Here is a 21,670-nt window from a genome sequence, read left to right as displayed (position 1 = left end):
GCCGCCCGGCCGGGAGAGCCCAACATGCGAAACTCTTAATAGGCTTATTAGCATTTTTTCATGGACTCCGGATCGCACACGCGGGATTCCCGTACCCCGTCGACCGGGTCCGGCGACCCCACCGCCCTTTCCCCTCTTTCCCGTCCTTCCCCGCTTTCCCGCCCTTCCCGCCCTTCGCGCCCTTCCCGCCCTTCGCGCCCTTCCCCGCTCGGCCGGTCCCGGACGGTCGAGCGCGAACTGGTCCACCGGACCTCCGTGGCCGCGGTGTTGCTGACCGACGTCCGCCCCCACGGTCCGCTCTCCTTCCGCGCCGCCGCCGCGTGGCCGCGCTCGCACCCCACGTTCCCGCGCGGACGCGACGACCGGCACAGCCCCTGGATGATCGTCGAGACCCTGCGCCAGCTCGGCATCTACATCCCGCTGCGCCACCTGGACGTGCCCCGCACCGCCCGCTTCCTGATCGACGACCTGTCCTACGCCCTGGACGTGGACGCGGAGCCCACGGCACCGCACGGGGCCAGCGAGGTCACCTGCCTGGTGCGGGTGGGCGGTCTGCGCACCGACCGCGGCGGGAACGCGCTGACCGGGCTGCGCATGCGGGTCGACTTCCTGGCCGGCCGACGGCCGTTCGCCCGCGCGGCGGGCGGGGCGCGGTTCCTCGACGCCGAGCGCTACGACCGGCTCAGGACCGGCGCCGGCGCGGCCGTGCCGTCCGGAGCCGGGCCGCGGCCCGAACCAGCCGTGCTGGGGCTGGCGTCGGAGTCGGACGCCGTCGTCGCCGTGGCCGGCGAGGAGCTGCTGGTGTGCCCCGCCGATCCGCGCCATCCGTTCCTGTTCGACCACGGAACGGACCACGTGCCCGGGGCGGCCCTGCTGGAGGCGGCACGGCAGGCGATCGCCCTGCGCAGCGGAGGACGGCTCGTGCGGCCCGTCGCCTGCCGGATGTCGGCCCTGCGGTTCACCGAGCACGCCCCGCCCGCCGTCATTGACTGCTCCGCCCGGGGCCGCACCGGCGAATTCCTTTTCCGGCAGGGCGGCACCACCACGGCCGAGGGCGTATTGCGATACGCGTGAGGTGTCACCCACACGTGCGTATTGCGGCAATGAATATCCGCGACCGGTCAAGTGGAGCGTAACGTTCATTATGTTTCCGGTTCCGGATGAATTCCCGGAAACCACGCAGTGCGGTGCGTGTGACTACCTCACCCCTCAACCACCCCTGTCCGCCTGCGACTTCACGCTGCCTTGAAACGCGTGACGAACAGCAGGCGCCGACGTCCACGACCGGCGGATCGCGCCGCCCTCCGGCAGGTCCGTCCCGCGCCAGAACGGCAAGAGCACATGGCCACACATCACATGTTCGACCTCGACTGGACCCCCGAAGCCGTCGTCTTCGACTGCGACGGCACGCTGGTGGACTCCGAACAGCACTGGCAGCAGGCCCGGGTCAGCGTCCTGCGGGACTTCGACCGCGAACCCGGCCCGGACTTCATGGAACGCGCGAAGGGACTGCACTACACCGAGTGCGGCGCCCTCATGGCGCGCGTCGCCGGGAGGCCGGACGCCGTCGAGGAGATGACCGAGCGGCTGCTGACGACCTTCCGCGCCCTCGTCGCGCGCGAGCCGGTGGCCGCGCGCGGAGCCAAGGGGCTGGTGACGATCCTGAGCCGGGTCGCACCGCTGGCCGTGGCCAGCAACTGCCCCGCCGACGTGGTGGAGTTCTCTCTGGAATCAGTGGGCTTACGGCACCACTTCCGGCACATCGTCGTGCCCGACGGGGAGGTCCGCCCCAAGCCGCACCCCGGCACCTACGCGGAGGCCGTGCGCCGCCTGGGGGTGGCCGACGGCAACACGCTGGCCGTGGAGGACTCGGTCAAGGGACTGAAGGCCGCGGCGGACGCCGGCCTCCGGGTGGTCGGGGTGGGCCCGCGACCGGGCCCCGAGGCCGCCGCCCTCGCCGACCTGTGGGTGGGCGCGCTGGACAACGCGGGCCTGATGGCCTGGGCGGCCAGCCGCCCCAGAACCGTCCGGCTCAGGCCCGGCACCCCCGGCGCGGCGCCGGGCCGCCCCACGGTTCCGCCCCCCCGGCGGCCCCAGCCGGTCCGACACCACGTCCGCACCCTGAGCCCCGTACCGTCCGCGGTGATCCATCCCGCGCCGACGGCCACCGCGGGCGGTGCGGACGGTCACACCCCGGCCAGTGCGCTCCGCTCCGCCAACTCCTCCATGGACAGCCCCAGCACCCGGGCCAGCGCGGCTACCGTGAAGAAGGCCGGCGTCGGGGCCCGGCCCGTCTCGATCTTGCGCAGCGTCTCGGCCGAGATGCCCGCGCTCGCCGCGACCTGAGCCATGCTGCGTTCGCCGCGTGCCGCGCGCAGCAGGCGGCCGAGCCGCTCGCCGCGCTCGCGCTCCTCGGGGGTCAGGGGTGTGCGCACCATACGGGCATCCTACCGCGATTCAAATACCGGTATAGTAATTGGCATGGTGGAACTGAAGACGGACACGTCGATCGACGCAATGTACGAGGCCGGCCAGGTCGTGGCACGGGCCCTGACCGCCGCGCGCAAGGCCGCCGGCGTGGGAGTGTCCCTGCTGGAGCTGGACGAGCTGGCCCACGACGTGCTGCGGGAGGCGGGCGCGGCCTCGCCGTTCCTCGGCTATCGGCCCTCCTTCGCCCCGACCCCCTTCCCCGCCGTGCTCTGCGCCTCGGTGAACGACGCGATCGTGCACGGGATCCCCACGAAGTACCGGCTGCGCGACGGCGACCTCCTCTCCCTGGACTTCGGCGCGAAGCTCGGCGGCTGGGCCGGCGACTCGGCGATCAGCTTCGTCGTGGGCCGGCCGCGCCCCGCGGACCTGCGGCTGATCGAGACCGCCGAGCGGGCGCTGGCCGCGGGTATCGAGGCGGCCGTGGTCGGCAACCGCATCGGCGACATCGCCCACGCCATCGGCTCGGTGTGCCGCGCGGCGGGCTACGGCATCCCGGACGGGTTCGGCGGCCACGGCATCGGCCGCCAGATGCACGAGGACCCCGGCGTCCCGAACGAGGGCCGGCCGGGCCGGGGCCTGCCCCTGCGCCACGGCATGGTCCTCGCCATCGAGCCGATGCTGATCGCCGGCGGCACGGACGGCTACCACGCGGCCCCGGACGGCTGGACCCTGTGTACCGACGACGGCTCCCGCGCGGCCCACGTCGAGCACACGGTGGCGATCACGGAATCGGGCCCGCGCATCCTCACGGAACGGTAGGGCCACCGCTCAAGGGGCGCGGGGCCGTATCGAGGTGCGGCTCCGCCGTGCGGGCGCGACCGGCCGCGACGCACCCGCAGCCGCACGACGGCCCAGTGCCCGCGAACCGCGGGCGCTCCGTATGCCGTCCGCAGGAACTCGTGCCATCGTGGCATGAACGACCCCCACACCGGTTACCCGGCGGGAGCCACTGTCAGCGAAGGAACGGACAGCGATGACCAGCGGCTTCAACGGCCCGGAGGGCGACCGCGACCGCGACCCCTTCGGTGAACTCTTCGCCCGCTTCTTCGGCGGACCGCGCCCCGGCCCCCGGCAGATAGACATCGGCCGGCTGCTGAGCCAGCCCGCCCGGGAGCTGGTGCGGGGCGCGGCGCAGTACGCCGCGGAGCACGGCAGCCGGGATCTGGACACCGAGCACCTGCTGCGGGCCGCGCTCACCACCGAGCCCACCCGCAGTCTGCTCAGCCGGTCCGGTGCGGACCCCGACTCCCTCGCGACGCAGATCGACGAGCGGGCCGGCCCCGTGCAGCATCCGCCGGGCGAGGCGCCGCCACCGACCTCCCTCTCGCTCACCCCTGCCGTCAAACGCGCCTTCCTCGACGCGCACGACATGGCACGAGCCAGCGGCGCCGGTTACATCGGTCCGGAGCACGTGCTCAGCGCGCTCGCCGCGAACCCCGACTCGGCGGCCGGGCACATCCTGAACGCGGCCCGGTACGCCTCCTCCGGCCTGCCGCCCGAAGCCCCGGACGCCGCCACGCCGCCCGGGACGGAGCGGCAGCGGTCCACCTCGACACCGACCCTGGACCGGTACGGGCGCGATCTCACCGAACTGGCCCGGCAGGGCCGCATCGACCCGGTGATCGGACGGGAGCAGGAGATCGAGCAGACCATCGAGGTGCTCTCCCGGCGGGGCAAGAACAACCCGGTGCTCATCGGTGACGCGGGCGTCGGCAAGACCGCCATCGTGGAGGGTCTGGCGCAGCGGATCGCCGACGGGGACGTGCCCGACGTCCTGACCGGCCGCCGGGTGGTGGCCCTGGACCTGACGGGCGTCGTCGCGGGCACCCGGTACCGGGGCGACTTCGAGGAGCGGCTGAACAACATCGTCACCGAGATCCGCGCCAACTCCGAGCGGCTGATCGTCTTCATCGACGAGCTGCACACCGTCGTCGGCGCCGGCGCCGGCGGCGAGGGCGGCGCGATGGACGCGGGCAACATCCTCAAGCCCGCCCTCTCCCGCGGCGAGCTGCACATCGTGGGCGCGACGACGCTGGAGGAGTTCCGGCGGATCGAGAAGGACGCGGCGCTGGCCCGCCGGTTCCAGCCGATCCTGGTGCCCGAGCCGTCCGTCGCGGACGCGCTGGAGATCCTGCGCGGGCTGCGCGACCGCTACGAGGCCCACCACCAGGTGCGGTACACCGACGAGGCACTGGTGGCCGCCGTGCAGCTGTCCGACCGCTATCTGACGGAGCGCCGTCTGCCGGACAAGGCGATCGACCTGATCGACCAGGCCGGTGCCCGGGTGAAGCTGCGGGCGCGCACCAAGGGCACCGACGTACGGGCCATGGAGCGCGAGGTCGAACAGCTCACCCTGGACAAGGACCAGGCGGTGGCGGACGAACAGTACGAGCAGGCCACGCAGTTGCGCGACCGGGTCACCGAGCTGAAGCAGCGGATCGGCCAGGCCACCGGTGGCGGCGAGGCCGACGAGGGGCAGCATCTGGAGGTCACCGCGGAGGCCATCGCCGAGGTGGTGTCGCGGCAGACCGGCATCCCCGTCAGCAGCCTCACCCAGGAGGAGAAGGAGCGCCTGCTGGGCCTGGAACTGCACCTGCACCGGCGGGTCGTCGGCCAGGAGGAGGCCGTGAGCGCGGTCTCGGAGGCGGTACTGCGCTCCCGCGCCGGGCTGGCCAGCCCGGACCGGCCGATCGGCAGCTTCCTGTTCCTCGGCCCGACCGGCGTCGGCAAGACCGAGCTGGCCCGGGCGCTGGCCGAGGTCCTGTTCTCCAGCGAGAACCGCATGGTCCGCCTGGACATGAGCGAGTACCAGGAGCGGCACACCGTCAGCCGGCTGGTGGGCGCCCCGCCCGGGTACGTCGGTCACGAGGAGGCCGGCCAGCTCACCGAGGTGGTGCGCCGGCACCCGTACTCGCTGCTGCTGCTCGACGAGGTGGAGAAGGCGCACCCGGACGTCTTCAACATCCTGCTCCAGGTGCTCGACGACGGGCGGCTCACCGACTCCCAGGGCCGCACGGTGGACTTCACCCACACCGTGATCGTGATGACCAGCAACCTCGGCTCGGAGGCGATCACCCGGCGCGGTGCCGGCATCGGGTTCGGCGCGGGCGGCGCGGAGGCGGACGAGGAGGCGCGGCGCGAGCAGATCCTCAGGCCGCTGCGCGACCACTTCCGGCCCGAGTTCCTCAACCGGATCGACGAGATCGTCGTCTTCCGCCAGCTGACCGCCGAGCAGCTGCGGCAGATCACCGACCTGCTGCTGGAGAAGACGCGCCGGCTGCTGCACGCGCAGGGCGTCACGGTCGAGTTCACCGAGGCGGCCGTCGACTGGCTCGCCCGGCGCGGTCACCAGCCCGAGTACGGCGCCCGTCCGCTGCGCCGCACCATCCAGCGCGAGGTCGAGAACCAGCTCTCCCGGCTGCTCCTGGCCGGCCGGGTCCGCGAGGGCGGCCGGGTCGTGGTGGACGCGAAGGACGACCGGCTGACGTTCGACCCCCAGAACAAGGAGCCCGCGCATTCGCCCACGGAGTGAACGGCGTGAACGGCCGGGGCCCGCTCTCCCTTCCGGGAGGCGGGCCCCGCCGTCGTCTCAGCCGGCCCGGGTCACGGCGACGGATTCACCACCATCGCCGAGCCTCCGCCTCGGCGCACCTTCTCCGCGGCGGCCAGCCACCTGCCGTCCGGCAGGCTCTGGACGCCCGTGGCGGCGCCGATCTCGGGATTGAGCTTGAACGAGTGGCCGATCGCCTCCAGCTCCTTCTTCAACGCGCTGTCGTAGAGGGCCGGTTCGAGTTCGGTCTGCGCGGCGTTGCGCTGGCTGGCGCGCGGCGTGGCGATCGCGTCGACCAGGGACTGGTGCCGGTCGAGGAACCCGGTCAGGGTCTGCAGCACGGTCGTGATGATGGTCGCCCCGCCCGGTGAACCGAGCGCCACCACCGGCCGGTTGTGCCGGTCCAGCACGATCGTCGGCGAGATCGACGAGCGCGGCCGCTTGCCCGGACCGGGCAGGTTCGGGTCGTGCACGGCCGGGTTGGCCGGGGCGAAGGAGAAGTCCGTCAGCTCGTTGTTGAGCAGGAAGCCCCGGCCGGGCACGGTGATGCCGCTGCCGCCGGTCTGCTCGATGGTGAGGGTGTAGGCGACGACGTTGCCCCACCGGTCGGCGACCGTCAGGTGCGTGGTGTTCTCGCCCTCGTACGTCGTCGGCGCGGCCGTGCCGCCGCGGGAGCAGGCCGCGGGGTGGCGCGGGTCGCCGGGTGCGAGCGGGCTGGTGAGGACCGCGTCGTCCTTGATCAGGCAGGCGCGGGAGTCGGCGTACTTCTGCGACAGCAGTTGCTTCGTGGGCACGTTCTCGAAGGCGGGGTCGCCGACCCAGCGCCCGCGGTCGGCGAAGGCGATACGGCTCGCCTCGATGAAGTGGTGCAGGTACTGGAACTCGCTCGCCGTCGAAAGCTCCGTGCGCTGCAGGATGTTGAGCGCCTCGCCGACGGTCGTGCCACCGGAGGAGGAGGGCGCGATGGAGAACACGCGCAAGCCCCGGTACGAGGTCTGCGTGGGCACCTGGAGCTTGGCGCGGTAGGCCGCGAGGTCCTTGGCGGACAGCTTGCCCGGGCGGGCGTTCCAGCCGGACTTCGGGTCGACGGGCGGGTGGTTGACGGTCTTGAGGATGTCCTTGCCGAGGTCGCCCCGGTAGATCGCGCCGACGCCCTTGGCGGCCAGCTCCTGATAGGTGCGCGCGAGGTCGGGGTTCTTCAGGGTCGAGCCGACCTCCGGCGGCTTTCCGCCGGGCAGGAACAGCTTGGCAGTGTCGGGGAAGTAGCGGAAGCGGGCCTCGTTGGCGGCGGTCTGCGAGCGGAAGGTCTCGTCGACGGTGAAGCCGTCGCGGGCCAGCGTCTCGGCCGGCTTCAGGACCGTGCCCAGTCCTTTGGTGCCCCAGTGGTCCAGCGCCGTCTGCCAGGTGGCGGGCGTGCCCGGGGTGCCGACGCTCAGACCGCTGCTGACGACGTCGTTGAAGGCGAGCGGCTTGCCGTTCTCCATGAAGAGGTTCGAGTCGGCGGTCAGCGGGGCGGTCTCGCGGCCGTCGATGGTGTGCACCGTGCGGGAGCGGGCGTCGTAGTAGACGAAGTAGCCACCTCCGCCGATGCCGGCGGAGTAGGGCTCGGTGACGCCGAGGGCGGCGGCGGTGGCGACGGCCGCATCGACGGCGTTGCCGCCCTGCTTCAGCACCTCGATACCGGCGGCGGAGGCGTCCGCGTCGACGCTGGCCACGGCGCCGCCGTAGCCGGCCGCCACAGGGACCTTCTCGACCGGTCTCGGCTTGGCCTCCGGCTGGGCGGTGGGCGGGGCCGCGGCCCCCACCGACACCACGACGGCCGAGACCGCCAGGACCGCCAGTTTCTGTGCGACAGGACGACGCATCCGCACCTCCACGCTGATTGTGGTTCGGTTGCCTGATCGTTCGCGCAGCTTAATTCATTGCCATGCTCCCGTCAGGCCGACAGGGCCAGTCGGGTGTCGAACAGGGGTGCGCAGGACCGGCTACCATGCGCGGCCATGAACGACGACGTGCGCAACATCGTCCTGGGAGTGGCCGCGACAGGGGTCAGCGCCGCGTTCGGCTGGCTGGCCCGCACCTATCTGTGGCGGCGCAGGCTGCGCCGCAAGCAGGCGTTCTTCGGGCTGCCCGACAACGCCGAGTCGCTGCTGGTGGTCAACCGCGACCCGGCGACGGCGGAACTCGCGGTGCACCGGTTCGACGTGTTCGCCCTGCTCGAACTCGCCGCGCTGATCAAGACCTGCGGCGCGAACGTCCAGATGGTCACCCAGGACACGATCCATCAGGGATTCGGCGAGCGCACGGAGTTCTGCGTGGGGGGTCCGGGGTCGAACCGGCGGATGGTGGCGCACATGTCGGCCATGCTGCCGGGCGTGCGGGTGAACACCGACCGCGAGCCGGGCCCGGACCAGTGCGCCTTCCGGATCGGCACCGAGCACTACCGCATGGACTCGGGCGTCACTGAGTACGTGCTGCTGGCCCGCCTCACCGCGGGCGAGCGCGGCGGCAGCCGGCCGGTGTTCCTGTTCTGCGGTCAGCGCGCGATCGACAATCAGGCCGCGACCCGCTATCTGGCCCGCAACCACGAGCGGCTGTACCGCAAGTACGGCAACGGCTCCTTCGTGCTGCTGCTGAAGGTGATCAACTCCCAGGCCTACGGCCCGGACGTGGTCGAACTCGTCGCGGACGTGACCCGCGCGGCCCGGACCCCCCTGCCGGAACCGGAAGCCGAACCCTCAACAAGCGTTACCAGCACGTAACTTACGGCGGCGCCTACGGCGAGCCGTCCGGTGTGGATCCGCGTCGAGCACAACCCGTCCGGCGCGCAGCTGACCTTCCCCTCGCCGGCGGACGACCCGTCATATCGGTCCGTCCCGCCGCGCGAGCAGTGATCTCCGGCTGCCGCCGGCCGGGTATGGCTCTCTGTGACCTGCTGCCCCCTACGGTCGAGGGGCCGCCCTGGGGGTGCCTCACCCGGCAGCAGCGTCCCCGTCCCGATGGCGGTGGGCCAAGGCGCCATCACCACAGGGACGAGCGAAACATCGTAGTCGAGGTCGGGCGCGCCGGGTCCGGCGGTGCGGAGGAACGCCCTTCGGGGGCCGTGCGGCCCCGCTCCTCCCGGCGCTCACACCTCAGCGATCTCCGCGTACAGCTGGGAGAGTTCGGGCACCCCGGCGCTCGCCCAGTCGTGGCCGGCGGTCACCACGTCGATCTCGCGTCCCGAGGCCAGCCTGACGACCGGACGGCCGCCCGGCCCGATCTCCCAGCCGGCGCCGGGCACGGTCCGTACGACGACCGTGCCCAGGTACAGCCCGGCGTCGTTGCCGAGCCAGGTCAGGGTGTCCTCGTCGTCGCGCCAGCGCGGCAGCAACTGGTCCAGCGCCTCCAGGGAGGCGGCGGAGTCGTCGAGCCGGAGTCCCGCCCCGGACACCTGGGAACGCAACAACTCGCACTCGGAGAGGAGTTGGGCGAGGCCCTCCCGGCCCTCGGATCCCTCGGGGAACACCACGGCGCCGAAGGACGAGTCCTGCCTTTTGCGCCACCAGCCCAGGAAAGGGATGTCCATGGCCCCAGGGTGACATCCGCACCGCCGGTCGCACCACAGGCGCGCGGGCCCGGCCGGGCCCTAGACGTCGAGGTCCACCACGACCGGGGCGTGGTCGGAGGCGCCCTTGCCCTTGCGCTCCTCGCGGTCGACGTAGGAGTCGGTGACCGCCTTCGCGAAGGGCTCGTTGGCGTACACCAGGTCGATGCGCATGCCGCGGTTCTTGGGGAAGCCGAGCTGGCGGTAGTCCCAGTACGTGAAGGGGTGGTCGTACTTCAGGGGCCGGGGGACCACGTCCGAGAGGCCCACCTCGCGCAGGGCGGTCAGGGCGGCGCGCTCGGCCGGGGTGACGTGGGTGGAGCCCTCGAAGGCGGCGCGGTCGAAGACGTCGTCGTCCGTCGGCGCGACGTTGTAGTCGCCGAGGACGGCGAAGGGGCGGCTGCCGCCCGCGTCGCCGGCGACGGCCGCCCTGAGGGCCTCGAACCACTGGATCTTGTAGGCGTAGTGGGGGTGGCCCACCTCGCGTCCGTTGGGCACGTACACCGACCAGACGCGGACCGGGCCGCAGGTCGCCGAGATGGCGCGGGGCTCTTCCACGCCCTCGTAGCCGGGGTCGCCGGGCAGGCCGCGGACCACGTCCTCGAGTCCCACGCGGGAGAGCACCGCCACGCCGTTCCACCGGCCGGTGGCGTGGACCGCCGCCTCGTAGCCCAGTTCGCGCAGCGGGTCGAAGGGGAACTGGTCCTCGGCGACCTTGGCCTCCTGGAGGCACAGCACGTCCGTGCCGCTGCTCTCCAGCCAGGCCAGCAGCCTGGGCAGACGGGCGGTGATCGAGTTCACGTTCCAGGTCGCGATGCGCATGCCTCACAACCTACCGGGCACCGCTGACAACGCCCTCCGCCCGGCTCCGGGGTCCGGCTCAGACCTCGGCCGACGCCCCCGGTGTCAGCCGCAGGTGCTCCGCGCCGCCCAGGGCGCCGATCTGCCGGTCGTAGATCGGGCGGGCCAGGTCGGTCAGGAGGGCGTCGTGGATGTCGTAGGCGCGCTGCGGCCCGACCTCGCGGACGTAGTCGATCACTTCGGAGATCTTGTTCCAGGGCGCCATCACCGGCAGCATCAGCGTCTCGACCGGGACGTCCGGCACCGTGAGCGCGTCGCCCGGGTGGAAGACGCGGCCGCCGTCGACGAGGTAGCCGACGTTGGTGATGCGCGGGATGTCCGGATGGATCACCGCGTGCAGCTCGCCGTGCACCTGCACGTCGAAGCCCGCGGCGGTGAAGGTGTCGCCGTGGCCGACGGTGTGGACGCGGCCCGGGAAGGCGGCGGCGATCTGCTCCGCGACGGACTTCAGGGTCCAGATCTCGGCGCCGGGGCGGGACTCCAGGGCTGCGCGCAGACGCCCCTCGTCGAAATGGTCGGCGTGCTCGTGGGTGACCAGGATCGCGTCCGCGCCGGACGTGGCGTCCTGCTCGCTGAACCCGCCGGGGTCGATGACGAGCGTCCGCCCGTCCTTCTCAAGGCGAACGCAGGCGTGCGACTTCTTCGTGAGCCTCATGCTCCCCAGCCTGGACCACCCGCGCGCCGGGCGCGCGGGTGGTCCCCGCTGGCGGCGCCCGGCGCCCGGCCGGGGCTCACTCCGTGGGCGTCGTCTCCTCGCGTATGACCTGCTGGGCGATCCCGAAGGCGGCGCCCGCCGCGGGAATCCCGCAGTACACCGCGCTCTGCAGCAGCACCTCCTTGATCTCGTCCGGGGTCAGCCCGTTGCGCAGAGCGGCCCGGGTGTGGGCGGCGAGGTCCTGGAGGTGGCCGCCCGCGACCAGGGCGGTGAGGGCGACGCTGCTGCGGGTGCGCCGGTCGAGGCCCGGCCGGTCCCAGATCTCGCCCCAGGCGTAGCGGGTCAGGAACTCCTGGAAGTCGCCGGAGAAGTCCTCCGCCTCGGCGAGCGTCCCGTCCACGTGCGCGTCGCCCAGCACCTCGCGGCGGATCTTCAGACCGATGTCGTACCGGTCCGGCCCGCCCGCCGCCTGCGCCGGTACGGGCGCCGGGGCGATCTCGGCGATGGGCGAGACCTGCGGGGGCGCGGCGAGCACCGGCCTGACCGGGGGCCCGACGATCGCCATGTGTCCTGTGGTCGAGTCGAAACCGGGGTGCCAGGCGGTGGAGAAGTGCCGCACCAGCAGGTCGGTCACGGCGACGGGCTGCTCCACCGGCACCAGGTGGGAGGCGCCGGGCACGACGGCCAGGCGGGCGTCGCGGATGCCGGCGACCAGGGTGCGCGCCTCGGCAGGGCCGGTGACCTGGTCGTCGGAGCCGACCAGGACCAGCGTCGGCACGCCGATGTGGCCGAGCTCGGCGCGGACGTCGAAGACGGCCAGCGCCTCGCAGGCGGCGATGTAGCAGCCGGGGTCGGTGGTGCGCACCATCTGCACGGCCCAGTCGGTGATCGCGGGCTGCGCGGCGACGAAACCGCTGGTGAACCAGCGTTCCGGGGAGGTGCGGGCGATCGGGTCGAGCCCGTTCGTCCGGACGATCACCCCGCGCTGCCGGAACTCGTCGGGGGTGCCGAACCGCGGCGAGGTGGCGATCAGGGCGAGGGAGGCGAGTCGCTCCGGGTGGCGCAGCGCCAGTTCGACGCCGATCGCGCCGCCGAGGGCGCACCCGGCGTAGCCGAAGCGCTGCACGCCCAGTCCGTCCAGGGTGGCCAGCAGCCTGGTGACCAGGTCGGAGACCGAATCGGCGGGGTGCGCGGGCGCTCCGCCGTGTCCCGGCAGGTCGAACCGGAAGACACGCCACTGCTTCGTCAGCTCCGGGACCTGCCGGTCCCACATGTGCCAGGTCGTACCCAGTGAGGGACCCAGGATCAGGACTGGGGCGTCTTCCCGCCCGTCGAAGCGGTATTGCAGGGTGTTCGTCGGTGTGTCACTCACGCCCTGCACGCTCTCACATCACACAAATTCTCAATTGCTTGGGTCGGAGCCCCTCGCAAGCCGTCCCAGGTTGTGGTGACTTCGCGAAGATCCTCTCCTTGTCGGCTTTAACGGGAAGTGACGGTCCTCTCCTCAGATGGGTGTAACGCCTGTTACTTTCGCAAGGTGAGCGATGATTCGGCGAGGAACTGGGTGCTGCTGATCCTGCGGCTGCCCGCGCAGCCGTCGCGCCACCGGGTGGCGGTGTGGCGGGAGCTGCGCAGGGTCGGCGCGCTGTCGCTCGGCCAGGGCGTATGGGCGGTGCCGGACGTGCCGGTCTTCGCCGACGGCGTGCGGCGGGCCCTGGAACTGGCCGAGCGGGCCGGGGGCGAGAGTGTGGTGCTGAGCGCCGCCGGCCGGGAGCCGCGGGACGCGGCCAGGTTCGAGGCGATGTTCACCGCCGCCCGCGAGGAGGACTGGGGGGAGTTCACCGCCGACTGCGGCAAGTACACCGCGGAGCTGGACAAGGAGATCGGCAAGGGCAAGTTCACCCTGGCCGAGCTGGAAGAGGAGGAGCAGTCGCTGGAGCGGCTGCGCCGCTGGCACCGCGACCTGCGGGCCCGGGACGTGTTCGGCGCCCCGGGCGGTGCGGAGGCCGACCGGCGGCTCGCCGAGTGCGTACGGCGCTTCGAGGACTACAGCGAGCGGGTCTTCGCCCATCTGCACGCTTTCTCCGCCGGTACCGGGGAGGGGGCGCGGTGAACGGGCCGACGGCCGCCGGCACCGCCGCGATACCGGCCCCGGACCGGCGGCGGATGTGGCCGCTGTACGCGGCCGGGTTCACCACCGCCTTCGGCGCGCACGGCATCGCCGCCAACCTCGCCTCCGGCGACAAAGGGCTGGTCCGGTCGGTGCTCTACCTGGGGGTGCTGCTGGCCCTGTACGACGGTGCGGAGGTCGTCCTCAAGCCGGTGTTCGGCACCCTCGCCGACCGCGTCGGCGCCCGCCCCGTACTGGTGGGCGGGCTGATCGCGTTCGCCGGGGCCTCCGCCCTGTTCGTCGCCGTACGGGACCCGGGCCTGCTGTGGGCCGCCCGGCTGGGGCAGGGGGCCGCCGCCTCCGCGTTCTCCCCGGCCGCCTCCGCCCTGGTCGCCCGCCTGAATCCGCGGGCCGGACACGGCCGCGCGTTCGGCTCCTACGGCTTCTTCAAGAGCATCGGCTACACCGCCGGCCCCCTGCTCGGCGGCGCGCTGGTCTGGGCGGGCGGGCTGACGCTGTTGTTCGCCGTCCTCATGCTGCTGGCCGCCGCCGTCGCGGTGTGGGCCGCGCTCGCGGTGCCCTCCGTGCCGCCCCTGCCCAGAAGCCGCCAGACGCTTCTGGGCCTGGCCCGCCGGCTGGCCGACGGCGCCTTCCTGCGGCCGGTCGCCGCACTGGCCGCCGCGACCGCCGCCCTGTCCGTCGGCGTCGGGTTCCTGCCCCTGTCCGGCGCGGCCGACGGCCTGCCGCCGGTGGCCACCGGAGCGGCCGTCTCCGTCCTGGCCGCATGCGCGGCCCTCGTCCAGCCGTGGGCCGGGCGCGCGCTGGACGACGGACGGCTGACGGCCCGCGCGGGACTGGCCGCAGGGCTCGTCGTGACCGCGTGCGGACTGGCCGCCGCCCTGCTGCCCGGCGTGACCGGACTGCTGACGGCCGCCGTCCTGATCGGCGCAGGCACCGGTCTGATCACCCCGCTCGGTTTCGCCGCCCTCGCCGCCGCGACCCCCGAGGAGCGGATGGGCCAGACGATGGGCGCGGCCGAACTCGGCCGCGAACTCGGCGACGCCTCCGGCCCGCTCCTGGTCGCCTCCGTGGCCTCCGCCGCCACCCTCACCTGGGGATACACCGCTCTGGCCGTCCTGACCGCGCTTCTGCCGCTTGCCCTGGCCGCCCGCCGCACGCCCCGCTGACACGGTTCTTCCGGGCTGCCGTGCCCCAGCGCGGGGTGTAAGCAGGAAGCATGCGTCCAGGGCGGCGGCTCTCGCACCGCTATCACTCGTGGCAGGCCAGCGACGCTCTGCTCGCGGTGCCGCTCGGTTTGATCGCCGCCATCATCGTCGCCGACATCCTGACCCCGCCCCACGTGCCGCTGGGGCCCCTGCTGATCGTGGCTCCCGCGATCACCGCGTCCTTCGCCAGTCCCTTCCTCACCGCCCTGGTCGGCGTCATCGCCGTGGCGGCCCTGCTCGGCGTCGGCGCGGGGTTCCACCTGCTGACCACGGAGAGCGTCGGCGCGCAGATCATCTCCCTGGTCGTGGTCTCGGTGGTCGTGACGGCGTTCCGTTTTCTGCGCGAGCGGCACACCCACGAGCTGGAGCAGGTACGCAGGGTGTCGGAGGCCGCGCAGCGGGTGGTGCTCAGGCCGTTGCCCCGGCGCATCGGGCCGCTGCGGGTGGCGTCGGTGTATCTGGCGGCTCAGGAGGAGGCGCTGATCGGCGGCGACCTGTACGCGGCCGCCCGCACCCCGGCCGGCACACGACTGATCATCGGCGATGTGATGGGCAAGGGCCTGACCGCGATGGGCGACGCCTCGCTGCTGCTGGGCGCGTTCCGGGAAGCCGCGCACCGGGAGGCGGCCCTGCCCGAGCTGATGGCCTACCTGGAGCGCAGCGTGTGCTGGAACCTGGCCGAGCCCACGGAGCCGGGGCAGGAGGGAGAGTGCTTCATCACGGCCGCGATCATCGACATCCCCGACGCGCTGCCGCAGGCGCAGATGGTGACCTGCGGACACCCGCCGCCATTGCTGCTGCGCGGCCGGCAGGCCGTCACGCTGCGCGCCAGCGCTCCCGCTCCACCGCTGGGCCTGGGCGAGCTGAGTACACCGGAGTACCGGGTGGACACCTTCCGGCTGGAGCCCGGGGACCTGTTGCTGCTGTACACCGACGGTGTGGTCGAGGCACGCGACCCCGGGGGCGTCTTCTACCCGCTCGCCGCACGGGCCGTCTCCTGGACGCAGGACAGCCCCGTGGCTCTGGTCCATCACCTGCGGGCCGACCTGCTGGACCACGTCGGCGGGCGCCTGACCGACGACGCCGCGGTGGTCGCGTTGCAGCGCACTGCCGGTCCTTAGCCCGCGGATCCTGGTCTTTAGCCCACGGATCAGGGGGTGCGCGGCCGACGGTTCAGGCGGGGCGCCGCTGACGATTCAGGCGGGGGCGCCCCGACGAGTCACCCACGGTCCGGCAGGGGGCGTATACGGGTCCGGCAGGGGGTGTCAGAGGGCGCCCGGTGTGCCCAGGCCGGTCAGGGCGCCGACCGGGTCGAGGTCGGGGGTGCCGCGGGGCCACCAGTCGTCGCGGTCCGGCTCCGATTCGTACGCGTACCACAGGCCGTCCCGGCCCAGGCGGAGCTGGAGGTGGCCGCGGGGGTGGGTGAGCCGGTTGCGCCGGGGGCGGAAGGCGGGCAGGTCGGCGGCGAGGAGCAGCGGGCGCGCCCGGTCGAAGCGGCCGGCCGGCGGGTCCCAGGGCTCCTCCAGGACGGCGAGTCCTTCGAGGCCGCCCTGGCGCCAGGCCGCCACCGCCCGCGCCAGTTCGGCCGTGCCGCGGCCGGTGACGGAGGCGAGCGAGGCGTACAGGGAACGGGTGGCCGCGGTCAGTCCGGAGCCGGGGCGGGCGGCGGCGAGGCGTACCGCGTCCTGCCACAGCGTGAGCCCGCCGACCGGGTCGCGGCCGGTGGTGAGCAGGGCGTGGGCACGGGCGGCGGCGTCGGTGGCCAGCTGGTCCAGGGCGAACGGGTCGGGGCCGCCCGGTGCCGCCGGGTACACCGGGGGCTGTTCCGGGTGCGGGGGTGCGGGCAACGGCGCGGGCAGCGGCGGGCGCCGCCGCTCGGCCAGCGCCTCGCCCGCACGTACCCCCGGGAACGGCTCCGGTTCCCGCTCCTGCGCGGCGCGGGCCGCGCGGGTGGCGTTCAGCCGGGACAGGGCGTCGAGCAGTTCCCGCTCGCCCCGGCCGCGGAGCAGCAGCAGGACGAAGGGGTCCGCGTCCAGCAGGCGTGCGGTCTGGTAGCAGAGGGCGGCGGCGTGCTTGCAGGGGTGGCCGCGGTCGGGGCAGCTGCAGTGCGGCTCCAGGTCGCCGGGGCCGGGGAGCAGCGGGACGCCGCAGTCGGCGAGCGAGTGGGGCATCTCCTTGTCGAGGAGCGCGGCGATGTGCCCGGGGCGCTCCGCGACGGTGTCCAGGAACCGGTCCCAGTCGGCGTCGTCCAGCGTCCGCAGCCGCACCTGGACCCGGTACGGGCGCGGCCGGCTCCCCTGCACGTACGCCAGGACCAGCCCCGGGGTGACGGTGACGGCGTCCACGTGCCCCGTCTGCGCGTACCCGCGCCCGCGGGCCAGCCGCGCCGCGTCCAGCGCGCCCTCCTCCAGCGCGTCGACCCACGCGTCGCCCCACCAGGTCTCGGCGAACCGCTCCCCTTCCACCGCCCGCGCCGGGAACGCCGGAAAGGTACGCCGAAGTTCGCCGTCCCGGCGAGGGGAGGCCATGGTGCGGGGGACCCGGGGCGGCTCGGGCGGCTCGACACCGGCCCGCGCCGGCGAGAACGCGGCACTTCCGGAGCCCGCCCCGGCCGAGGACGGGGACGTTCGACGGCCGTACGCCCGCCTGCCGTCCGAGGCGGCTTCCGGGGTGCCCGTCGAGGTGCTCTCCCCCGCCGCCGAGGGGGCATCCGGGGTACCCGCTGAGGCGCCGTCCCGCGTTGCGACTGAGGGGGCGCCCGGGGTGCCTGCCGACGGACCCTCCCCCATCACCGCTGAGGGGCCGAACTGGGTGCCCGCTGAGGCGCCTTGTCGCGTCGTGCCTGAGGAGGCGTGCGGGGCGCCTGCCGAGGCGCCGTCCCACGTCGCGGCTGAGGAGGCGTCCGGAGCGCCCGCCGAGGCGCCCTTTCCCGTCGCCGCCGAGGGGCCGCCCGCCGGGGTGCCTGCTGAGGCGCCGTGCCGCGTCGTGGCTGAGGGGACACCCGGGGTGCCTGCCGGGGCGCCGTCCCGCGTCGCCGCCGAGGGAGCACCCGGCGTGCCTGCCAGCGCGCCCTCCCCCGCCACCGTCCAGGCGCCGTCCGGGGCGTCTGCCGAGGCCCACTCCTCCATCCCCACCAAGGGGGCTTCGGAGGGGGCGACGGGGGTGACCTCCTGCGACGTGCGGCTCGGAGAGCCGTCGGACGGGGCGACCGAGGTGACGCTGGTCGTCAGGACGTTCTCCGAGGCGTCTTCCTGGGGCCTTATAAGGGCGCCCTGCAACGCGGCAGCCCAGGCGGCAGTCTGGATGGCCGCAGTAGAGAGGTCCTCCCCCGAGGACACGGGTGTGGGCGGGATCGTCCGGGGCTCGGGGCTTTCCTGGTCGGTCGGGCCGTTGCCGTTGGTGTTCGCGTCGTGGCCGGTCACTGCCGGGGGCGTCCGGAAGGGGCCGGTGCCTGCGCCGTCGTGTTCAGCGTCCGTTCCGGCCGGGGGGTCGGTGGGCGTCGGCCGCGTCGCTCGGCGAGCGGCTCTGGTCCCGGCCTGCGTCGCCTCCGCACGGGCCGCACGCCGGGCCAGGGCGCCGCGCAGCGCCTCGCGCGCGGCCTCCGAGGGACGGGCGCCCGCAGACCCCTGCGATGCGGCACTGTCCGACGGGTCGCCGGAGCGCCTCGCCGGGCGAGGGACCGGCTCGTCCGCTGCGGCCTCCGAGGGGCGGGCCCCCGCAGGCCCCCGTGGTGCGGCGCCGTCCGTCGGGGCGCCGGAGGGTGTCGTCGGTCGGGGGGCCGGCTCGTCTGCCGCGGCCTCCGAGAGGCGGGCCCCAGCGGGCCACCGTGGTGCGGCGCCGTCCGTCGAGGCGCCGGAGGGTGTCGCCGGCTCGTCCGCTGCGGCCTCCGAGGGGCTTGCCCCCGCGGGCCGCCGTGGTGCGGCGCCGTCCGCCGGGGGCGTCTCCGGTCGGGGGGCCGGCTCGTCCGGGTCGTCCGCGGTGTCGTCGCCGCGTCGGGCGTTCACCGCGCGTCGCAAGGCGTCCCGTGCGGCGTCACCGGGACGGCTCCCTGCACCGGCCGGGTCGCCCGGAACGGGCTTGCGGTGGTCCGCGGGTCCTTCGGGGGTCCGGGTCTGCTGTTCCCGCGCGGCGCGCAGGGCCCGGCGTGCCGCGTCGGCGGGGCGCTCGTCCATCAGGCCTCCCTCCGCAGCGAGACCAGGTCGGACAGCTCGCGGTCGGTCAGCTCCGTGAGCGCCGACTCGCCCGCGCCGAGGATCGCGTCGGCCAGGGCGCGCTTGGCGGCGAGCATCTCGGCGATACGGTCCTCCACGGTGCCCTCGGTGATCAGGCGGTGCACCTGGACCGGCTGGGTCTGGCCGATGCGGTAGGCGCGGTCGGTGGCCTGCTCCTCGACCGCCGGGTTCCACCAGCGGTCGAAGTGGACGACGTGGCCCGCGCGCGTGAGGTTCAGGCCTGTGCCCGCCGCCTTCAGGGACAGGACGAGGACCGGGGTCGCGCCGCTCTGGAAGCGGTCCACCATGCGCTCGCGCTCCGGGACCGGCGTACCGCCGTGCAGCAGGTCCACCGGGACCGCGCGGGTGGTGAGGTGGGAGGTGATCAGGCGGGCCATGCCGACGTACTGGGTGAAGACCAGCGCCGAGCCGTCCTCGGCGAGCAGGGTGTCCAGCAACTCGTCCAGAAGCGCCAGCTTCCCGGAGCGCGCCGCCGGCCTGTCTCCGCCGCGGGCGTGCTCCTCCTTCAGGTAGAGCGCCGGGTGGTCGCAGATCTGCTTCAGCGAGGTCAGCAGTTTCAGGACCAGCCCGCGCCGGGCCATGCCCTCGGCGGTCTCGATGGCGAGCATCGACTCGCGCACCACGGCCTCGTACAGCGCGGCCTGTTCGCGGGTGAGCGGGACGGGGTGGTCCGTCTCGGTCTTGGGCGGCAGCTCGGGGACGATACCGGGGTCGGACTTCCTGCGGCGCAGCAGGAAGGGGCGCACCAGGCGGCCCAGGCGCTGCACGGCCTCCTCGTCCTCGCCGGTCTCCACCGCACGGGCGTGCCGGGCGCGGAAGGACTTCAGCGGGCCGAGGAGCCCGGGGGTGGTCCAGTCGAGCAGGGCCCACAGTTCGGAGAGGTTGTTCTCCACGGGGGTGCCGGTGAGGGCCACGCGCGCGGGGGACGGGATCGTCCGCAGCGCCTTCGCGGTCGCCGAGTACGGGTTCTTGACGTGCTGGGCCTCGTCGGCGACGACCATGCCCCAGGGCTGCTCGGCCAGCAGGGCTGCCATGGACCGCATCGTGCCGTACGTGGTGAGCACGAAGCCGCCGTCGAGGCCGTCCAGGGTGCGGTCCTGGCCGTGGAAGCGGCGGACGGGGACGCCGGGGGCGAACCGGGTGATCTCCCGCTGCCAGTTGCCCAGCAGGGAGGCCGGGCAGACCACCAGGGTGGGCTCGTCGCGCGCCCGCTTCAGGTGCAGGGCGATGACGGTGACCGTCTTGCCGAGGCCCATGTCGTCGGCGAGGCAGCCGCCGAGGCCGAGGGAGGTCATGAGGTCGAGCCAGCCCAGACCGCGCAGTTGGTAGTCGCGCAGGGTGGCGTCGAGGCCCGGCGGCGGTTCGGCGGGCCGAACGCCTGCCGTGAGCCGGTCCCGCAGGGTCGCCAGCGCGCCGACGGGCACCGCCTCGACCGTCTCGCCGTCGACCTCCGCGGTGCCGGTGAGGGCGACGGAGAGCGCGTCGACCGGGTCGAGCAGGCCGAGGTCGCGCTTGCGGGCCTTGCGGACGAGGGCCGGGTCGACGAGCACCCAGCGGTCCCGCAGCCGCACCACCGGGCGGTGGGCCTCGGCGAGCGCGTCCATCTCGGCGTCGCTGAGCGGATCGCCGCCGAGCGCCAACTGCCAGCGGAACCGCAGCAGTTCCTCGCCCTCGAAGAAGCCGGTGCCGTCCTTGGCGGAGCCCGGCGCGGGGCGCACCACTGCGGTCGCCGTGAGGTCCTGGGCCAGGTCGCGCGGCCAGTGCACGGCGACGCCTGCCGAGGCGAGCCGGGTCGCGGCCACGCCGAGCAGCTCGCTCACCTCGCCCTCGGAGAGGGCGAGGACGTCGGGCACCTCCTGCTCGGAGAGCCGGTCCAGCGGGGGCCAGACGCGGGCCGCGCGCCGGACGGCCAGGGCGGCGTCCACGCGTGCGCGTGGGCCGAAGGCCGTGTCCGCCTCGCCCGCCCACAGGGCCGCCGCGTCGGCGACGAGGGTGGGGTCGGCGAGGCTGTGCACCTGGACGATCGCCGCGCCCGCACTGCGGGCCGCCCCGTCGCCGTTGGCGCCGTCACCGTCGAACAGGTCGTGCGCGGACAGGTCCAGGCGGAGTGAGACGCGCACGCCCGCGTCCATGCCGGCGGCGACCTCGGCCGCCCAGTCGTGGGCGTGCGGCAGGTGCTGCGGCCCGCGGGCGGCGAAGGGCTTCCCGGAGGTGTGGGGTGCGGCCGGTGTGCGGGGCAGAGTGTCGGCGACCGCGTCGAGGAAGGTGCGCAGCAGCGCCTCCGGTTCGGGCAGGCGGAGCGGGCCCGAACCGGGCAGCGGGACCGCGTGGCCCTCGTAGGGCAGGGCGGCGGCGATCGCGCGCAGGTGGGCGATGTCGTCCGGGTCGAGGGGGCCCGCGCGCCAGGCGTCGTGCCCGGTGGCGGTCAGGCCGGGCAGCAGCCGTCCACGGGCGACGAGCCGCAGCGCGTGCAGGGCGGCGGCGCCCCAGCAGGCCGTGGCGGGATGGGCCGCCGGATCGTGCCGTGCCCGTACGAGGTGCGGCAGCGCGTCCTCGATCGGCAGCGACAGCGCGGACGCGCTCCTGCGCCGGGCCCCCGCCCCGTGCCGCCGCACGACGGTGAGCTCCGTGGGCACCGGCCCACCGCCGTCCGGGTGCGGCCCGGACGTGCTCGCCGCTCCCTGTCCGGCGCGCTCCGAGCGAGCGTCGGCCGTTCGACCGTTGCCGTCGGTGGGGCCGCTCCCCGTCCATACGTCGCCGTTCGGGTCCCAGAAGGCGATGCGGCTGTCGCGTGGAAGGGGGGCGGGGAGGAAGACGGCGGCGAGGCGGGGGGACACGGACACCGTGTGCGTCGCGCTGTCCGTCGCTCCGACCACCATGTCGCTCATACGTTCTGTCACCTCCCGCTCGCCGTCCGGCCCAGTCGTCTTCGACTGTACGGGCGGGGTCTGACAATCGGC

15 protein-coding genes and 1 pseudogene are annotated in these 21,670 nt (G+C 74.0%); 8 read left to right on the top strand and 8 right to left on the bottom strand.

The features are described from left to right. Positions 1-60 precede the first annotated feature (60 nt). Together ACIQFZ_RS15490 and ACIQFZ_RS15485 are read left to right on the top strand one after the other, a co-directional pair. Positions 61-1,074 (top strand): ScbA/BarX family gamma-butyrolactone biosynthesis protein, encoded by a 1,014-nt coding sequence (locus tag ACIQFZ_RS15490; RefSeq protein ID WP_402691419.1) that lies wholly within the window; start codon positions 61-63, stop codon positions 1,072-1,074. Between the two features lie 267 nt (positions 1,075-1,341). Further along, positions 1,342-1,863: pseudogene (locus tag ACIQFZ_RS15485) on the top strand (HAD family hydrolase); the annotation flags it as partial. Between the two features lie 323 nt (positions 1,864-2,186). On the opposite strand, the gene ACIQFZ_RS15480 reads toward ACIQFZ_RS15485, so the two are convergent. Then, a complete protein-coding gene (locus tag ACIQFZ_RS15480) occupies positions 2,187-2,438 on the bottom strand; it encodes a helix-turn-helix transcriptional regulator (RefSeq protein WP_365426926.1) in 252 nt (83 codons plus the stop codon). Positions 2,439-2,481: 43 nt separating this feature from the next. Between ACIQFZ_RS15480 and map the strand changes: the two genes are divergently transcribed. Both map and ACIQFZ_RS15470 read left to right on the top strand, forming a co-directional pair. Further along, positions 2,482-3,249 (top strand): type I methionyl aminopeptidase, encoded by a 768-nt coding sequence (gene map / locus ACIQFZ_RS15475; RefSeq protein WP_365426929.1) that lies wholly within the window; start codon positions 2,482-2,484, stop codon positions 3,247-3,249. A 214-nt stretch (positions 3,250-3,463) separates the two neighbouring features. Next, positions 3,464-6,022: an ATP-dependent Clp protease ATP-binding subunit gene (locus ACIQFZ_RS15470; protein ID WP_402691418.1), complete on the top strand. Its 2,559-nt coding sequence runs from the start codon at positions 3,464-3,466 to the stop codon at positions 6,020-6,022. Positions 6,023-6,093: 71 nt separating this feature from the next. Here ACIQFZ_RS15470 and ggt read toward each other — a convergent pair whose 3' ends face one another. Then, positions 6,094-7,905: a gamma-glutamyltransferase gene (gene ggt / locus ACIQFZ_RS15465; protein ID WP_402691417.1), complete on the bottom strand. Its 1,812-nt coding sequence runs from the start codon at positions 7,903-7,905 to the stop codon at positions 6,094-6,096. Between the two features lie 135 nt (positions 7,906-8,040). Between ggt and ACIQFZ_RS15460 the strand changes: the two genes are divergently transcribed. Further along, a complete protein-coding gene (locus ACIQFZ_RS15460; protein ID WP_402691416.1) occupies positions 8,041-8,802 on the top strand; it encodes a hypothetical protein in 762 nt (253 codons plus the stop codon). 365 nt (positions 8,803-9,167) lie between these two features. Here the strand turns inward: ACIQFZ_RS15460 and ACIQFZ_RS15455 are convergent, their stop codons facing one another. The 4 genes from ACIQFZ_RS15455 to ACIQFZ_RS15440 form a co-directional block, all read right to left on the bottom strand. Continuing rightward, positions 9,168-9,608 (bottom strand): DUF6278 family protein, encoded by a 441-nt coding sequence (locus ACIQFZ_RS15455; RefSeq protein ID WP_365426941.1) that lies wholly within the window; start codon positions 9,606-9,608, stop codon positions 9,168-9,170. A 60-nt stretch (positions 9,609-9,668) separates the two neighbouring features. Beyond that, positions 9,669-10,448, bottom strand: a complete 780-nt coding sequence (locus ACIQFZ_RS15450) for an exodeoxyribonuclease III (RefSeq protein WP_365426944.1) — start codon at positions 10,446-10,448, stop codon at positions 9,669-9,671. Between the two features lie 58 nt (positions 10,449-10,506). Beyond that, positions 10,507-11,142, bottom strand: coding sequence for an MBL fold metallo-hydrolase (locus tag ACIQFZ_RS15445; RefSeq protein ID WP_365426946.1), 636 nt, complete (start codon positions 11,140-11,142; stop codon positions 10,507-10,509). A gap of 76 nt (positions 11,143-11,218) precedes the next feature. After that, on the bottom strand, positions 11,219-12,514 hold the full coding sequence (locus ACIQFZ_RS15440; RefSeq protein ID WP_402691415.1) for an alpha/beta fold hydrolase: 1,296 nt from the start codon (positions 12,512-12,514) through the stop codon (positions 11,219-11,221). A gap of 165 nt (positions 12,515-12,679) precedes the next feature. Between ACIQFZ_RS15440 and ACIQFZ_RS15435 the strand changes: the two genes are divergently transcribed. The 3 genes from ACIQFZ_RS15435 to ACIQFZ_RS15425 are packed head-to-tail and all read left to right on the top strand — an operon-like array spanning position 12,680 to position 15,599. After that, the gene (locus ACIQFZ_RS15435) at positions 12,680-13,255 is read left to right on the top strand and encodes a Chromate resistance protein ChrB (protein ID WP_365432155.1); all 576 of its coding nucleotides are present in this window, start codon (positions 12,680-12,682) and stop codon (positions 13,253-13,255) included. A 53-nt stretch (positions 13,256-13,308) separates the two neighbouring features. Next, the gene (locus tag ACIQFZ_RS15430; protein WP_365432161.1) at positions 13,309-14,439 is read left to right on the top strand and encodes an MFS transporter; all 1,131 of its coding nucleotides are present in this window, start codon (positions 13,309-13,311) and stop codon (positions 14,437-14,439) included. A gap of 50 nt (positions 14,440-14,489) precedes the next feature. Continuing rightward, the gene (locus tag ACIQFZ_RS15425; RefSeq protein WP_402691414.1) at positions 14,490-15,599 is read left to right on the top strand and encodes a PP2C family protein-serine/threonine phosphatase; all 1,110 of its coding nucleotides are present in this window, start codon (positions 14,490-14,492) and stop codon (positions 15,597-15,599) included. Positions 15,600-15,743: 144 nt separating this feature from the next. Here the strand turns inward: ACIQFZ_RS15425 and ACIQFZ_RS15420 are convergent, their stop codons facing one another. Beyond that, the gene (locus ACIQFZ_RS15420; RefSeq protein ID WP_402691428.1) at positions 15,744-17,606 is read right to left on the bottom strand and encodes an SWIM zinc finger family protein; all 1,863 of its coding nucleotides are present in this window, start codon (positions 17,604-17,606) and stop codon (positions 15,744-15,746) included. 1,043 nt (positions 17,607-18,649) lie between these two features. After that, on the bottom strand, positions 18,650-21,598 hold the full coding sequence (locus tag ACIQFZ_RS15415) for a DEAD/DEAH box helicase (protein ID WP_402691413.1): 2,949 nt from the start codon (positions 21,596-21,598) through the stop codon (positions 18,650-18,652). Positions 21,599-21,670: the final 72 nt, after the last annotated feature.

The sequence above is a fragment of the Streptomyces sp. NPDC093064 genome (assembly GCF_044754605.1).
Lineage (GTDB): Bacteria > Actinomycetota > Actinomycetes > Streptomycetales > Streptomycetaceae > Streptomyces.
This window is presented reverse-complemented; position numbering and strand designations above follow the sequence as displayed.